The sequence below is a fragment of the Kitasatospora sp. NPDC101108 genome (assembly GCF_055584725.1).
The window spans coordinates 69,493-85,376 of record NZ_JBVJLM010000022.1; the positions used below are offsets into that span (position 1 = coordinate 69,493).

At 73.2% G+C, this 15,884-nt stretch carries 12 protein-coding genes; 8 read left to right on the top strand and 4 right to left on the bottom strand.

What is annotated here, in order from left to right; translation table 11 throughout:
- Positions 1 to 122 precede the first annotated feature (122 nt).
- The 8 genes from ACZ6Z8_RS32490 (at position 123) to ACZ6Z8_RS32525 (ending at position 10,866) form a co-directional block, all read left to right on the top strand.
- Positions 123 to 1,529: a hypothetical protein gene (locus ACZ6Z8_RS32490; RefSeq protein ID WP_465613621.1), complete on the top strand. Its 1,407-nt coding sequence runs from the start codon at positions 123 to 125 to the stop codon at positions 1,527 to 1,529.
- 5 nt (positions 1,530 to 1,534) lie between these two features.
- On the top strand, positions 1,535 to 4,054 hold the full coding sequence (locus tag ACZ6Z8_RS32495) for a serine/threonine-protein kinase (RefSeq protein ID WP_465613622.1): 2,520 nt from the start codon (positions 1,535 to 1,537) through the stop codon (positions 4,052 to 4,054).
- Positions 4,055 to 4,057: 3 nt separating this feature from the next.
- Complete coding sequence (locus ACZ6Z8_RS32500) at positions 4,058 to 5,386, top strand: PP2C family serine/threonine-protein phosphatase (protein WP_465613623.1); 1,329 nt, start codon at positions 4,058 to 4,060, stop codon at positions 5,384 to 5,386.
- A gap of 117 nt (positions 5,387 to 5,503) precedes the next feature.
- The gene (locus tag ACZ6Z8_RS32505; protein WP_465613624.1) at positions 5,504 to 6,859 is read left to right on the top strand and encodes a vWA domain-containing protein; all 1,356 of its coding nucleotides are present in this window, start codon (positions 5,504 to 5,506) and stop codon (positions 6,857 to 6,859) included.
- An 84-nt stretch (positions 6,860 to 6,943) separates the two neighbouring features.
- Positions 6,944 to 8,143, top strand: coding sequence for an FHA domain-containing protein (locus ACZ6Z8_RS32510; protein ID WP_465613625.1), 1,200 nt, complete (start codon positions 6,944 to 6,946; stop codon positions 8,141 to 8,143).
- Between the two features lie 158 nt (positions 8,144 to 8,301).
- Entirely contained in the window at positions 8,302 to 9,219 is a 918-nt protein-coding gene (locus ACZ6Z8_RS32515) for an ABC transporter ATP-binding protein (protein ID WP_465613626.1), read from the top strand.
- Complete coding sequence (locus ACZ6Z8_RS32520) at positions 9,216 to 10,361, top strand: ABC transporter permease (protein WP_465613627.1); 1,146 nt, start codon at positions 9,216 to 9,218, stop codon at positions 10,359 to 10,361. The genes ACZ6Z8_RS32515 and ACZ6Z8_RS32520 overlap by 4 nt, the downstream gene beginning before the upstream one ends.
- A 100-nt stretch (positions 10,362 to 10,461) precedes the next feature.
- Complete coding sequence (locus tag ACZ6Z8_RS32525; RefSeq protein ID WP_465613628.1) at positions 10,462 to 10,866, top strand: globin; 405 nt, start codon at positions 10,462 to 10,464, stop codon at positions 10,864 to 10,866.
- Positions 10,867 to 10,879: 13 nt separating this feature from the next.
- On the opposite strand, the gene ACZ6Z8_RS32530 is transcribed toward ACZ6Z8_RS32525, so the two are convergent.
- The 4 genes from ACZ6Z8_RS32530 to ACZ6Z8_RS32545 all read right to left on the bottom strand — a co-directional run bounded on the left by ACZ6Z8_RS32530 (position 10,880) and on the right by ACZ6Z8_RS32545 (position 15,558).
- Entirely contained in the window at positions 10,880 to 11,572 is a 693-nt protein-coding gene (locus tag ACZ6Z8_RS32530) for a DUF8010 domain-containing protein (protein ID WP_465613629.1), read from the bottom strand.
- Between the two features lie 47 nt (positions 11,573 to 11,619).
- Positions 11,620 to 12,063 carry an acyl-CoA thioesterase gene (locus ACZ6Z8_RS32535; protein WP_030289101.1) on the bottom strand — a complete coding sequence of 148 codons (444 nt, stop codon included), beginning with the start codon at positions 12,061 to 12,063 and terminating at the stop codon, positions 11,620 to 11,622.
- A 126-nt stretch (positions 12,064 to 12,189) separates the two neighbouring features.
- Complete coding sequence (ettA, locus tag ACZ6Z8_RS32540) at positions 12,190 to 13,854, bottom strand: energy-dependent translational throttle protein EttA (protein WP_072654575.1); 1,665 nt, start codon at positions 13,852 to 13,854, stop codon at positions 12,190 to 12,192.
- A 279-nt stretch (positions 13,855 to 14,133) separates the two neighbouring features.
- On the bottom strand, positions 14,134 to 15,558 hold the full coding sequence (locus tag ACZ6Z8_RS32545; RefSeq protein ID WP_465613630.1) for a Cys-Gln thioester bond-forming surface protein: 1,425 nt from the start codon (positions 15,556 to 15,558) through the stop codon (positions 14,134 to 14,136).
- Between the last annotated feature and the right edge of the window lie 326 nt (positions 15,559 to 15,884).

Below are 15,884 nucleotides of genomic sequence, written 5' to 3' on the forward strand. Positions count from 1 at the left end.
GACACCCACCGGTTAGGGTTCGGGACGATCACCACGGGGAGACCGGTGGTGGACACGGGGGTTGCCGCGGGACCGTCCGTCGCACGCGACGGCGGCCCGCGCGAGGAAGGAAGGACACCGCGGTGGCGGCATCGGCTGGCCCGGTACTGAGCCGGGAGGAGGTGGACCGCGCGCTGGCGCGCCTCGGCGCGGAGCGGGACGCGGTCGAGTCGGCGCTGCTCGCCCTGCAGGACCACCCGGGCCTGCGGCTGCTGGACGGCGCCGAACTGACCGGACGGACCCTGGAGCGCTGGTCGGTCGCCGGCAAGGGCCTGCCGCTGCTCTGGGCGCTGTTCGACCGCTACTCCGAGGCGCTCGCCTCGGCCCGCGCGGTCCGGGCCCGCAAGGCCAAGCCCGGCAACCCCGAACTCGCCGAGCTGAGCGAGCTGCTGACCGGGGACGCGGTGACCGTCCCGGGCGGCGCGCTGCCGGACGGTCCCCAACTGCTGGGCGCGCCCGCCAAACTGGTCGAGCGGGTCAGCCTGGATGCGCTGATGGCCCGGATGAACTCCTGGTACGCCACCGTGCTGGAGGTGGTCAGCGCCGCCGACGCGGTCTGGTCGGCGCTGCCGGCCCGGATCGACCTGCTGCTGGCCGAACTGCGCCGGGTGCAGACCCTGGCCGCCTCGCTCGGCGTGCGGGCCGGCGGCCACCCGCTGGGCGACGACCTGGCCGGGCTGGCCCGCGACCTCACCGAGCTGCGCACCGAGGTCCGCGAGGACCCGCTGGCGCTGTGGCGCCCGGCCCGGGTGCCCGCCCAGCGCGGCACGGTGCCCGAGGGCGAGGCCTTCGCCACCCCCTCCGGCGTGGTGGACACCGAGCGCTTCGACCGGGCCGGGCGGGCGCTGGACGGCGTCCGGCTGGAGCTGGAGGACCTGCTGCGGCTGCGCGACGACGCCGAGGAGCGCCTGCAGGGCGTCGGCGACCTGCTCCAGCGGGCCGACGCCACCCTGGCCGAGGCCCGCCGGGCGCGCGGCGAGGTGCTGGCGAAGATAGCCTCCAGCGACGTCCCGGCCGTGCCCGGCCCGGCCTCGGCGCTGCGCGAACGGATCGTCACCGCGCTGGAGCTGCGCCAGGGCGGGCAGTGGGGCCGGCTGGCGCCGCTGCTGGACGCGCTGGAGGACGCCGCCGCCAAGGAGCTGGCCCGGGCCCGGCAGTCGCTCACCGAGGTCACCCAGCCGCTGGCCGTCCGGGCCGAACTGCGCGGCCGGCTGGACGCCTACAAGGCGATGGCGGCCCGGATGCGGGTGGCCGAGGACCCGGAGGTGATCGAGCGGTACGAGAAGGCGCGCTGGCTGCTGTGGAGCGCGCCCTGCGACCTGCGGGCGGCGGCCGCGGCGGTGGCCCGCTTCCAGCAGTCGCTGCGTCCGGCCCAGGCCGAGGCCTCCGGCGGCGCGCAGGCGCCCGGAGGCGCACAGGCGCACGAGGACTCACAGGCACACCAGGCGACCGGCCAGACGCCGGTCGACGGACAGGTACAGGGGGGCTGAGGTAGATGGGCGAGGCGTGCGTACGGCCGGACTGCTCCGGCGGGGGCAGGATCGACGCCGACGGCTACTGCGACGAGTGCGGGCTGGCCCCGGCCGGGGCCTCCACGGTGGCCCCCGCGGGCACCGGCGCGACGACCGCGCCCCCGCCGACCGCCGCCGGCCCCGGCTCCCCGTGCCCGCGGGACTGCGCCGGCACCATCGACCCGGACGGCTACTGCGACGAGTGCGGGCTGACCCCGCCCGGCGCCGACACCGGCGTCACCCAGCCCTACGTCCCGTCCGCCCGGGTCGCCCCGGACTCCGCCCGCAGCGGCTCGATCCGCTCGCTGTCGGCCCGCACCGGCTCCGCCCGCTCGATGTCCGGCCGCTCCCGCTCGCACCGCTCCACCCGCACCGGCAGCAGCCGCTCGGTCTCGGTGCGCTCCACCCGCGGCAGCGTCAGCGCGGGCACCCGCAACCGGCTGGGCGCCGGCCTGGTCACCGTGCCGACGGTCGCGACGGCCGACCCGGCGCAGGCGGTGCTGGCCAACCCCGAGGTGCCCGAGCGCAAGCGGTTCTGCTCCAAGTGCGAGGCCCCGGTGGGCCGGGAGAAGAACGGCCTGCCGGGCCGCCCGGACGGCTTCTGCACCAAGTGCGGCACGCCGTACTCCTTCACGCCCAAGCTGCGCCGCGGCGACCTGGTCGGCGGGCAGTACGAGGTGGTCGGCTGCCTGGCGCACGGCGGGCTCGGCTGGATCTACCTGGCGGTGGACCGGCGGGTCAACGACAAGTGGGTGGTGCTCAAGGGCCTGCTGGACACCGGGGACGAGGACGCGCTCGCCGCAGCCGTCGCCGAGCGGCGCTTCCTGGCCGAGGTGGACCACCCGAACATCGTGCGGATCATCAACTTCGCCGAGCACCCGGACCTGCGCACGGGCTCCACCGACGGCTACATCGTGATGGAGTTCGTCGGCGGCAAGTCGCTCAAGGACATCGCCAACGACCGCCGCACCCCGGACGGCCGGCGCGAGCCGCTGCCGGTCGAGCAGGCGATCGCGTACGCCCTGGAGGCGCTGCCCGCGCTGGGCTACCTGCACAGCCGGGGCCTGGTCTACTGCGACTTCAAGATCGACAACGTGATCCAGAGCGGGGACACGCTCAAGGTCATCGACATGGGCGCGGTCCGCCGCTTCGACGACGACGGCCCGATCTACGGCACCATCGGCTACCAGGCCCCGGAGATCGCCACCGACGGCCCCTCCCCCGCCTCGGACCTCTACACCGTGGCCCGCACCCTGGCCGTGCTCACCTTCGACTTCCAGGGCTACAGCACCACCTACCGCGACTCGCTGCCCGGCCCCGAGGACGTCGAGGTCTTCGCCAGGTACGAGTCGTACTACCGCTTCCTGGTCCGCGCCACCGACCCGGACCCGGCCCGCCGCTTCTCCTCCGCCGAGGAGATGGCCGACCAGCTCACCGGCGTGCTGCGGGAGGTGCTGGCCCTCCAGGACGAACGGCCCCGGCCCGCGCTGTCCACCCTGTTCGGCCCCGAACTGCGCGTCGTCGACACCGAGTTGGTGCTGCCCACCACCCAGCCCGGGCAGCTCCGGGTGGCCGCGCTGGACCCTTCGGCCGCCGCCCTCGCCCTGCCCGTCCCCCGGGTCGACCCGCTCGACCCCAACGCGGGCTTCCTCGCCACCCTGCTCGCCACCGACCCCGAGGAGGCGCTCGTCGCGCTCGGCGGCGCCCCCGCCGTCTCGATCGAGAGCCGGCTGCGCGAGCTGCGCGCCCTGCTCGAACTCGGCCGCCACGGCACGGCCGTGCAGAAGCTCGCCGAGCTGGAGCAGGACCACCCGGACGACTGGCGGGTGGTCTGGTACCGCGGACTGGTCGCCCTGGTCGGGTCGGCGGACGGCGGCGAGAACGGCCTGCGCGCCGCCGCCCAGGCCTTCGACGCGGTGTACGACGCCTTCCCCGGCGAGGCCGCGCCCAAGCTCGCCCTGGCCATCTGCGCCGAACTGCTCGGCGACGGCGGCGACGCGGCCGAGTTCTACCGCCTGGTGTGGACCACCGACCACGCCTACCTGAGCGCCGCCTTCGGCCTCGCCCGGGTCCGCCTCGCCGAGGACGACCGGCCCGGCGCGGTGCGCGTGCTGGAGTCCGTCCCGGCCACCTCCAGCCAGTACACCGCCGCCCGGATCGCCGCCGTCCGCGCCCGGCTGCGCGAACGGGCCGCCACCGACCCGCTCGCCGCCGACCTCGCCGCCGGCTCCGACCAGCTGACCGCGCTGCGGCTGGACGACCGCCGCCGCGAGGAGCTCTCCGTCGAGGTGCTCGGCGCGGCCCTCGGCTGGGTCGGCGCCGGCTCGGCCGGGGCGCAGCAGGGCGCCGACCTGGTGGTACTGGGACGTCCCGCGGTGGAGCGGGAACTGCGCTTCGCCCTGGAACAGTCATACCGGGTACTCGCCCGGTTGGCCGACCGGGCCGAGACCAGGATCGAGATGGTGGAACGGGCCAACCGGGCCCGCCCCAGGACGTGGGTGTAGCCGATGCCGCAGCAGACCGAGTGCCCGAGCTGTTCCGAGCCGATGGAGCCCGACGACGCCTTCTGCGGGCGCTGCGGGACCGGCCGGGACGGCCGGGCGGCCCCGGGCGCGATGCCCGCCGGCTGGGCCGCCGCCCGCGGCGAGGCCGTCCCGCCGCAGCGCGGGCCGGTCTGCGTGAACTGCGGGCAGCCGCAGGTCACCGAGGACGGCTACTGCGAGGGCTGCGGCAGCGCCCAGCCGCGCCCGCGCGACCACATGGAGAAGGCGCTGGCGGGCGTCGCCGGGGTCAGCGACCGCGGCGTGCGCCACCACCGCAACGAGGACTCCTTCACCGTCGCCGCCAGCTCGCTGCCCGGCGGGGAACCGGTCGTGGTCGCCGTGGTGTGCGACGGCGTCTCCTCCTCCGACCGCCCGGACGAGGCCTCGGAGACCGCCGTCGACGCCGCCTCGGAGTCGCTGCTGACCTCGCTGGAGGCCGGCCGGGACCCGGAGGAGGCGATGCGCGCCGCCGTCGCCGACGCCGCCAAGGCCGTCGCCGACCTCGCCACCGACGGCGCCGGGCCCACCCGCCCCGACCTCAACGCGCCCGCCTGCACCTTCGTCAGCGCCGTAGCGGCGGGCGGCCGGATCACCATCGGCTGGGTGGGCGACACCCGGGCGTACTGGATCCCGGACGACCGCACCACCGCCGTCCCCTTCCGGCTCACCCAGGACGACTCCTGGGCCGCCCGGATGGTGGAGGCCGGGCTGATGGGTGAGGCCGAGGCGTACGCCGACCCGCGCGCCCACGCGATCACCGGCTGGCTCGGCGCCGACGCCGAGGAGGTCGTGCCGCACACCCTCGACTTCACCCCGCACGTCCCCGGGGTACTGCTGATCTGCACCGACGGGCTGTGGAACTACGCCGAGGCGGCCACCGACCTGGCGTACTTCGTCCGGCCGGACGCCCGCACCGAGCCGCTCGCGGCGGCCCAGACCCTGGTGAAGTTCGCGGTCGCGGCCGGCGGGCACGACAACATCACCGTCGCGGTGCTGCCGATCGACCCGCCGGCGGCCTCGGTCGAGGAGGCCGAGGAGACGCCGACCGCGCTCGACCTGAAGGTGATCACCCCGGCCGCCGCCCAGGGCGCTCCCGAGGACGACCCGGACTACGAGCCGACCCTGCCGGACCTCCCGGTGATCGGCTCCCGCGCCGCCCCGCTGCCCTCGGTCCCGACCGCTCCGGCCGTCCCGCCGACGCCGCCCGCGCCACCGACGGCTCCCCCGGCCCCGCCCGCGCCGCCGGTCGCCCCGCCCGTCCCTCCGCAGCCGCCGCACCCGCCGGCTTCCTGACCGGCCGTCCGCGACCGGCCCGGCGCCCGACGGCGCCGTCCGCCGGGCCGCCCGGCCGCCGGACCACCCCACCGACCCGATCGCATCCACCCCTCACCCGACGGGAGCCACCGCCCCATGGCAACACTGGCGAAGCCGAACCTGCCCAGGTTCGACGTGGAGATCTTCCAGAACGAGTACCTGGCCGACGGCGCCCGCGAGGTGAACGCCATCGTCACCGTCACCTCCACCGGCGGCGGCACCTCCGGCGGCCGCCCGCTCGGGCTGGCCGACGCCGGTCCCCAGCGCGGCGACGCCGAGGCGGCCGTGGTGATCCTGGTCGACTGCTCGGGCTCGATGGACTACCCCAAGACCAAGATCAACGGCGCCCGGGAGGCCACCGCCGCCGCCATCGACGCGCTGCGCGACGGCACCGCCTTCGCCGTGGTGGCCGGCACCCACGAGGCCCGCGACATCTACCCCGGCGACGGCACCCTGGCGACCGCCTCCCCGAGCACCCGGGAGCAGGCCAAGGAGTCGCTGCGCCGCCTCACCGCCGCCGGCGGCACCGCGATGGGCACCTGGCTGGCCAAGGCCGACAAGCTCTTCCTCACCCGCCGCGACATCGCCATCCGGCACGCCATCCTGCTCACCGACGGCAACAACGAGCACGAGTCGGCGGAGGACCTGGCCCGCAACATCGAGCGGGTCACCGGCCACTTCACCGCCGACTGCCGCGGCGTCGGCACCGACTGGCGGATCGACGAGCTGCGCAAGATCTCCTCGGCGCTGCTCGGCACCACCGACATCGTCGCCGAGCCCTCCGGCCTCGCCGAGGACTTCCGCTCGATGATGACCGGCGCGATGGGCAAGCAGGTCGCCGACGTCGCGCTGCGGATCTGGACCCCGGCCAACGCCACGGTGAAGTTCGTCAAGCAGGTCGCCCCCGCGGTCGAGGACCTCACCGGGCGCCGCGCCGAGGCCGGGCCCCGGGCCGGCGACTACCCGACCGGCTCCTGGGGCGACGAGAGCCGCGACTACCACGTCTGCGTCGAGGTCCCGGCCGCCTCGGTCGGCAACGAGATGCTCGCCGCCCGGGTCAGCCTGGTGCTGCCCCCGCAGGTCGGCGGCGGCGCCCCCGAGGTGCTCAGCCAGGGCCTGGTCAAGGCCGTCTGGACGGACGACCTGGCCTCCTCCACCCGGATCAGCCCGCAGGTCGCCCACTACACCGGACAGGCCGAGCTCGCCTCCTCGATCCAGGAGGGCCTGGAGGCCCACCGGGCGGGGGACGTCGACACCGCGACCGCCAAGCTGGGCGCCGCCGTCCGGATCGCCCACGCGACCGGGAACGACGGCACCTACAAGCTGCTGCAGAAGGTGGTGGACGTGGTCGACCCGAAGGAGGGTACGGTTCGGTTCCGTAAGAACGTGAGCGAGGCCGACTCGATGACCCTTGAGACCCGGTCGACCAAGACGGTACGTGTGAAGAAGTGACCGCGAAGTGACCGCTGAAGACGTGACCGGGCCGGCCGCCCGGCGCGAGGCCGCGCCGCACCGGCCCGGAACGAGGGGGACCTGATGCCGATCTGCCCGAGGGGCCACGAGTCGCAGGCCGAGGACTGGTGCGACTTCTGCGGCTTCCCGATGACTCCGCCGGTCCCGCCGCCCGGCGCCCACGGGGGCTACCCGGGTGCGCCCGGCGCCGACCCCGCGCCCGGCGCACCCGCCGGGCACCCGCCGCACGGCGGTGCGCCCTTCGGTGCTCCGGCCCCGCCGCCCCCGCCGCCGGGATCGGCCCCACCGCCCCCGCCCGGGGCGTTCCCCCCGCCCGGCGCCTACCCGCCGCCGGGCGGCGCGTTCCCGCCGCCCGGGGCCGTGCCGCCCCCGGCCTCGCCGCCGGGCCTCACCGAGGGCCTGACCGTCTGCCCGATCTGCCGCAGCCCGCAGACCGGCCGGTTCTGCGAGGAGTGCGGCTACGACTACGAGCTGTCCACGCCCTCGCGCCGCCAGATGCCGGCCGGCGGTGCGCCCGCACCGGCACCCGCGCCCGGTCCGGCCCAGCCCCCGCCGCTGAACATCCCGGCGGCCTACGGCGGCACCGCGCAGCCCCCGCAGGCCCCGCCGCAGCCGCAGCAGGCGCAGCCCCACCAGCCGTCGGCTCCGGAGTACCCGCACACCTACGGCTACCCTCCGCCCGAGGGCGCCTTCCCGGAGACCCCGGTGCGCGAGGACTCCGGCCCGGTGTACGCCCAGCCGGCCGGCCCCGGCCCGAACAACCGCGGCGGCGACTTCGGCACGTCCTTCCACCTGGCCCCGCCGCAGCCCCAGCCGGGCGCCCAGCCGGAACCCGTCCCGGCCGAGCCGGTCCGGGCCAACTGGATCGCGGTGGTCTCGGCCGACCGTGACTACTTCACCGACATGATGGCCCGCAGCGGCCCCGAGGCGGCCGGCCTGTTCTTCCCGCCGTACTGCCCCGAGCGCCGCATCCCGCTGACCGGCCGCGGCCAGCTGCGGATCGGCCGGCGCAGCCAGCACCGGGGCACCGTCCCGGAGATCGACCTGTCGGTGCCGCCGGAGGATCCGGGCGCCTCGCACCAGCACGCGCTGCTCGCCGAACAGGCGGACGGCAGCTGGGTGCTGGTGGACCAGGACTCCACCAACGGCACCACCGTGAACGGCGGCGCGGAACCGATCTCCCCGCACACCGCCGTACCGCTGAACGACGGCGACCGGATCCACATCGGCGCCTGGACGACGATCACGGTGCACCGCGCCTGATCTGCGCTTTGATGCCTCGTCAGGGGCAACTCCGGCCGGGCCGGGCGGAATTCGACAATTCCACCCGGCCCGGCTTTCTCGTGCCTTCCTCAGGAAATCCGCAAATCCCCGTCACCAGGCGTGCACAAGACGCCCCGAAACCCCTATTCTCAGGGCTCATGACTGCTGCTATATCCGCTGACGGCATCCGCCAGCGGTACGGGGATGTGCAGGCCGTCGACGGGGTGTCGTTCACCGTCGAGGCCGGCGAGTTCTACGGGATCCTGGGCCCCAACGGGGCCGGGAAGACCACCACCATGGAGATCCTGGAAGGGGTCCGCAAGCCCGACGAGGGCCGGGTCGAGCTGCTGGGGATGGCCCCCTGGCCGCGTAACCCGAAGCTGCTGCCGCGAATAGGCGTGCAGTTCCAGGCCTCCGCCTTCTTCCGGAAACTGACGGCCCGGGAGACCATCCGCACCTTCGCGTCGTTCTACGGGGTCGGTCCCAAGCGGGCCGATGCGATGCTGGAGCGGGTCGGCCTCGCCGACAAGACCGAAACCCTCACCGACCAGATGTCCGGCGGCCAGGCCCAGCGCCTGTCGATCGCCTGCGCGCTGGCCCACGACCCGGAGCTCGTCTTCCTGGACGAGCCCACCACCGGCCTCGACCCGCAGTCCCGCCGCAACCTCTGGGACCTCCTGCGGGACATCAACAACGAGGGCCGCACCGTCGTCCTGACCACCCACTACCTGGACGAGGCCGAGGTCCTCTGCGACCGGGTCTCGATCATGGACCACGGGAAGATCCTGCACACCGGCGCCCCCGCGGCGCTGATCCGCGAGATCGACGACACCGTCCGGATCAGCGTGGCCTCCGGCCAGCTGCCGGTCGAGCGGGCCCGCGAGCTGCTGGCCGCGGCCGGCGCCGACGTCGCCACCCTGGAGGACGACACCGTCTCGCTCTCCGTCTCCACCCGCCTTCCGGCCCCGGTGCTCAGCGTGCTGGCCGAGCAGAACGCGCTGCGCGGCCTCGAAGTGCGCGGCGCCACCCTGGAGGACGTCTTCCTCCAGCTGACCGGACGGGAGTTCCGCGCATGACCGCGACCACCTCCACCGAGCCGAAGGCCCCCGCCCCGCGCGGCGGTTCGGCCGGCGCCGCCGACGGGCGGGAGCGGGTCAGCGCGTTCTGGAGCCTGTCCCGCGCGATGCTGCTCGGGATGAAGCGCGACCGCACCGCGACCTTCTTCATCCTGCTCTTCCCGCTGGTCTTCCTGGTCTTCTTCGGCAGCGTGACCAAGGGCTCCAACACCCCGCACGCCAAGGTCGCCCAGGTCGGCGCGGTGAAGCTGTTCGACTCGATGCAGGGCGAGGGCCGGACCGAGCTGGACAAGGTCCTCACCATCACCCGCACCGACGACCAGGCCGCCACGCTGGAGAAGGTCCGCAAGGGCGACTTCGACGCGATGATCACGCAGGCCGCGGACGGCAGGATCGAGCTGCGCTACAGCGCCGCCGACCAGGTCCGCGCCGGCGCGCTGCAGGGCATCGTCAACTCGATCGTCCAGGAGGCCAACCAGGCGGCCACCGGGAAGCCGCCGGCCTTCGTCGTGGACGCCCAGCAGGTCGAGGACAAGTCGCTCAAGCCGATCCAGTTCCTCACCCCCGGCCTGCTCGGCTGGGCCGTCGCCACCGGCGCGGTCTTCGGCGCCGCGCTGACCCTGGTCAACTGGCGCAAGTCCAAGGTGCTGCGCCGACTGCGGCTGGCCCCGATCAGCGCCGGCACGGTCGTCAGCTCCCGGATCCTGGTCTCGCTGCTGACCGCCTTCCTCCAGACCACCGTCTTCCTGGTGGTCGCCACGAGCTTCTTCGGGCTCAAGCTCACCGGCAACTGGTGGCTGGTCCTGCCGCTGGTGGCCTGCGCGACGCTCGCCTTCATGTCCATCGGCCTGCTCGCCGGTTCGGTCGCCAAGACCGAGGAGGCGGCCAACGGCATCTCGCAGATCATCGTGCTGCCGATGTCCTTCCTGTCCGGCTCGTTCTTCCCGATGGACGGCGCCCCGGGCTGGCTGCAGACCGTCTCCAAGGTCATGCCGCTGCACTACCTGGTCGACACCGCCCAGTCGGTGCTGACCCGCGGCGGCGGCGTCATGGACGCCCTGCCCACCATGGGCGGACTGCTGCTCTTCGCGGCCGTGCTGACCGGCATCGCCTGGAAGCTGTTCAGGTGGGAGGACGCCTGACCGTCCCCCGGTGACCGCCTCCGCCGGTCACCGGACCCCGCGGGGTCGTACGCCTTCGGTCCCGGTGTACGACCCCGTCGGCGTCTGCGACCATGGTCGGGTGACAGAGATCGGACGGGACACGTTCAGCGAGGAGACCTTCTACGACCAGGTCGGCGGTGAGCCGACCTTCCGGCGTCTGGTCCGCCGCTTCTACGAGGGCATCGCCGAGGACGAGTTGCTGCGGCCGATGTACCCCGAGGAGGACCTCGGCCCGGCCGAGGAGCGGATGGCGCTGTTCCTGATGCAGTACTGGGGCGGGCCGCGCACCTACAGCGACCGGCGCGGCCACCCGCGGCTGCGGATGCGCCACGCGCCGTTCAAGGTCGACAAGGCCGCGCACGACGCCTGGCTGACCCACATGCGCGCGGCCGTGGCCAGCCTGGAGCTGCCCGCCGAGCACGAGCGGCAGCTGCTCGACTACCTGACGTACGCCGCCGCGTCGATGATCAACACCCCGGGCTGAGCCGGGCCGACCGTCACCGGAGCGGGCTGAGCCCCAGCCCCGCGCCCGGCGCGGCCGCGGTCCGCACCACCACCGAGCCCGCCGGGGCGCTCAGCCGCAGCCAGCCGCCCGCCCGGTGCACCGAGAGCGGGGCGCCGGGCTTCAGGAAGCCGATCACGTACGCGGCGTGCGCAGCGCGCAGCGGCAGCTCCGGCAGTGCCCCGACCGGCCGGGACCAGATCTCGTCCGCCAGCTGGTCCAGCACCGCGCGGGTGCGGTGGTGCGCCGGGACGGCCTCGCTGCGCTCGCGGAACTCCCGCACCCCGGCCATCAGTTCCGGGTACACCTCGGCCACCGGCGGGGCGCCGACCGGCAGCCAGCCGGCCCGCGGCGGCAGCAGCCCGGCCCAGGCCGGGCCGGTCACCGGCCCCGGCAGTGCGACGGCGCCCGCCTCGGCGTCCACGCCGTCCAGCAACTGCCCCGCCGAGACGGTCAGGTCGACCGGCTCGTCCAGGCCGCTCAGCCGGACGGTGCGGATCGCCAGCGCGCCCGAGCCGCCCAGCGGCAGCCGCCCGAAGACCGCCAGCACGCCGTCCTCCCCGGACGGACCGACCGCCTGCAGCCGCACGGCCGCCGCCTTGTCGAAGCGCAGCAGGCGCAGCAGGAAGGCGGAGAGGTCGGCGGCCTCACCGGTGTCGGTCAGGGCGAGGCGGGCGGTGACGGTCAACGCGGCTCAGCTCAATCGGGTCGGGGTCCTGGGACTTCCTGGGGCTTTCAGACTGCCGCGACGGCCGGGGCCTCGTCCATGAACCGGGACAGGAACTCCCGCTCCACCGGCGAGATCCGGCGCGGCCGGCCCTCGGCCAGGTCGTAGGGCACCACCACGGTGGAGGCCCGGACGTACACCGTCTCGGAGCCGTCCGGGTGGACGTCCTTGATGTCGTAGGAGACGGTCAGCGAGGCGCTGCCGATGTGGGTCACCCGGGTCTCGACGGTGACCGGCTCCGGCCGGTGCACCAGCGGCCGCTTGTAGTCGATCTCGTGGCGGGCCACCACCGAGCCGCCCGCGAACTCCCCGGCGCCGGCCTCGGCGGCCTGGGTGAACATGAAGTCGATCCGGGCCTCCTCCAGGTAGCGCAGGAAGACCACGTTGTTGACGTGCCCGAAGGCGTCCATGTCGGACCAGCGCAGCGGGCAGGCGTAGATGTGGCGAGCCACGGGTGTTCTCCTCGGTGTCCGGTCGCCGGCCGACGCCCTCTCGGCGACGGCCGGCGGTGACGGCTGGCCGCGGCCCGGCAGGCCCCCCAAAGGGGCAGTCTGCCGGGCCGTCGTGACAGCTGGATGTCAGCCTCGGGTCAGCTTCTTGTACGTGGCCCGGTGCGGACGGGCGGCGTCGGCGCCCAGTCGCTCGACCTTGTTCTTCTCGTACGACTCGAAGTTGCCCTCGAACCAGAACCACTTGCTGTCGCCCTCGTAGGCGAGGATGTGGGTGGCCACTCGGTCCAGGAACCAGCGGTCGTGGGAGATGACCACGGCGCAGCCGGGGAACTCCAGCAGGGCGTTCTCCAGCGAGGAGAGCGTCTCGACGTCGAGGTCGTTGGTGGGCTCGTCGAGGAGCAGCAGGTTGCCGCCCTGCTTGAGGGTGAGCGCCAGGTTCAGGCGGTTGCGCTCACCGCCGGAGAGCACGCCGGCCGGCTTCTGCTGGTCCGGGCCCTTGAAGCCGAAGGCGGACACGTAGGCGCGGGACGGCATCTCGACCTGGCCGACGTTGATCCAGTCCAGACCGTCGGAGACGACCTCCCAGAGGGTCTTCTTCGGGTCGATGTTGGAGCGGGTCTGGTCGACGTAGCTGATCTTGACGGTCTCGCCGACCTTGACCGTGCCGCTGTCCGGGGTCTCCAGGTCCTGGAGCATCTTGAACAGGGTGGTCTTGCCGGCGCCGTTCGGGCCGATGATGCCGACGATGCCGTTGCGCGGCAGGGTGAAGCTCAGGTCGTCGATCAGGACCTTCTCGCCGAAGGCCTTGTTGAGGTTCTCGACCTCGATGACGACGTTGCCCAGGCGCGGGCCCGGCGGGATCTGGATCTCCTCGAAGTCCAGCTTCCGCATCTTGTCGGCCTCGGCCGCCATCTCCTCGTAACGGGCGAGGCGGGCCTTGGACTTCGCCTGACGGCCCTTGGCGTTGGAGCGGACCCACTCCAGCTCCTCCTTGAGCCGCTTGGCGCGCTTGGCGTCCTTCTGGCCCTCGACCTTGAGACGGGACTGCTTGGTCTCCAGGTAGGTGGAGTAGTTGCCCTCGTACGGGTAGGCGCGGCCGCGGTCGAGCTCCAGGATCCACTCGGCGACGTTGTCCAGGAAGTACCGGTCGTGGGTGACGGCCACGACGGTGCCCTTGTACTTCTCCAGGTGCTGCTCCAGCCAGTTCACCGACTCGGCGTCCAGGTGGTTGGTGGGCTCGTCGAGCAGCAGCAGGTCGGGGGCCTCCAGCAGCAGCTTGCAGAGCGCGACGCGGCGCTTCTCACCACCGGAGAGCTTGGTGACCGGCCAGTCGCCGGGCGGGCAGCCCAGGGCGTCCATGGCCTGCTCCAGCTGGGCGTCCAGGTCCCAGGCCTCGGCGTGGTCGAGGTCCTCCTGGAGCTTGCCCATCTCCTCCAGCAGGGCGTCCGAGTAGTCGGTCGCCATCAGCTCGGCGATCTCGTTGAAGCGGTTGAGCTTCCCCTTGATCTCCTTGACGCCGTCCTCGACGTTCTCCAGGACGGTCTTGGACTCGTCCAGCGGCGGCTCCTGGAGGAGCATGCCGACGGTGAAGCCGGGCGAGAGGAAGGCGTCGCCGTTGGAGGGCTGCTCCAGGCCGGCCATCATCTTCAGCACGGTCGACTTACCGGCACCGTTGGGGCCCACGACGCCGATCTTCGCTCCGGGGAGGAAGCTGAGCGTCACGTCGTCAAGGATGACCTTGTCTCCGTGAGCCTTGCGCACCTTGCGCATCGTGTAGATGTATTCCGCCACGTGAGATCGCTCCGGCGTCGTCGGGAGTAATTCGGCTTGCAGCCTTCCATTGTGCCGCACCCGGCCGGGAGCCCCGAACCGCCCGGGTGACCCCCGCCGGGGGTACGGCGGACGGGCCGTGCGCCCACGGTGACCGCTTCTCCCGCCCCACCTGCCGGAACGCCGACGGCCCGGTTCTCCCGCAGCGGGTGCGGGAGAACCGGGCCGTGGCCGAGCGGCATCAAGCGGTGCCGCCGGCGGGTGCTACCGGATGGGTGCTACCGGATGGGCGCTACCGGATCAGGCGGCGTTGCCACCGTGGCGGCCACGGCGACGCAGGAAGAAGACCGCGGCGCCACCGGCGACGACCAGGGCTCCGGCGATGCCGGCCAGCAGCGGGGTGTTGCTGTTGGCACCGGTCTGGGCCAGACCACCGGTGCCCGGGGCGGCGCTGGTGGTCGACGGGACGGGCTGGGCGGCACCGGTGCTCGGGCTGCCCGAGGGCTTGGCGGTGGCGGTGCCGGTGGCGGCCGGGGTGGTCGGGGCGGAGCTCGGGGTCACGCCGACCTTGCAGTCCAGCACACCGGTGAACTCGTTGGTGTAGCCGTTCGGGCCGGACACCTTGATGTCGTACTTGGCCTTCTCGGCGACCTTGACGAGCACGGTCTCGGTCTTGCCGGGCTGCACGGTCACCTGCTGCTTGTCGACCGTGACGGTGGCGGCCTCGTCACCGCTGTTGGTGACGGAGACGGTCACGCCGTTCTTGGCGCACTCGACCTTGGCGCTGCTGTCGACCAGCGCGCCCTTGCCCTGCTTCCAGGTGGCCTTGGCGGCGGCGTTGACGCTGAGCTTGTCGGAGCTTGCCAGGATCATGGTCTGGCTGTGGTTGCCGTCGGCGTCCACGTCGGTCATGAAGACCCGGCCGCTGGGCACGACGGTCGAGGCGTTCGCGTTGAGGGTGACCGCGCCGTCCGGGGTGCCGCCCGGCACGTCCAGGAACAGCTGGGTGTCCTTGGCGATCGGACCGGTCAGGGCGGCGCCGACCGGCTTGCCGTCCTTGTCCACCAGCTTGGCCTTGTCGGCGGCGGGGCCGGCGACGGACAGCTTCACCTCGGTGGCGCTGGAGTTGAGGGTGAACGGGCCGATCTTGCCGCCGGACTTGCCGGAGAGCGAGTCCGGGGTCAGGGTCAGCGAGGGCTTCGGCTCGGCGGCGATGCCCTTGTTGGCGTCGCCGACCAGGTAGTCGCGCAGCTTGGTGGCGTTCGTCTTGTGCAGGGTGACGCTCTTGTCGTCCGAGAACTTCCAGATCGCGGCCTGGGTGCCGGCGGCGGCGTCCTCGGCGGTCAGGCTCTCGACCTTGATGGCCGCGGCCAGCGCCGTCAGGTTCACGTGCGGGTAGGAGTTGTCCAGGATCCACCGGATCATGGGGGCCTTGGCGTTGGCGCCGAGGGAGCTCGCCGCCCAGTCCGCCTCGTGGTACTGCGCACCGCTGTCGAGGTACACCGGGTTGTCGAAGTCGATGCAGTAGGTCTGCAGCAGACCGCCGTCGCTCGTCTTGAGGGTGAAGAGGCCGGCGTCGACCGTCCCCTTGCCCACGACGTCGACCTTCTCGGACACCATGGTCTTCTGGATCACGGCCTTGGTCACGCCCGAAGCGGGGTCCGCTGCGGCCGCCGCACCGGCCGCGAACAGCCCTCCACCCAGCGCCAAACTGGTCGTGAGCATGACAGTGCTTATGCGGGACAGACTCCGCCCCTGCCTGTTGAACATCTGGGATCCCTCCGGAGCGGGCCGCGCCGAGTGGGCAGCCCGCCGACTTGCCGTGCCGCGCGTGCCCCCTGTGGCACTGCTGCGGGTGTGAACCAGACGAATCCTATTGAGCCTCAGGATCCTCGAAACCCCCATGCGAAATCAGGACGATTCCGTATCTGGATCGTTATCAACCCACTCAGGATCCACACAAGCTGACGCTTCGCCAGAATCTCCTCCTGACTTTCCGTTATCCGGTCGATATTGCGCGTGCGGGCGCAACCGCCTTCTCGATCAACATA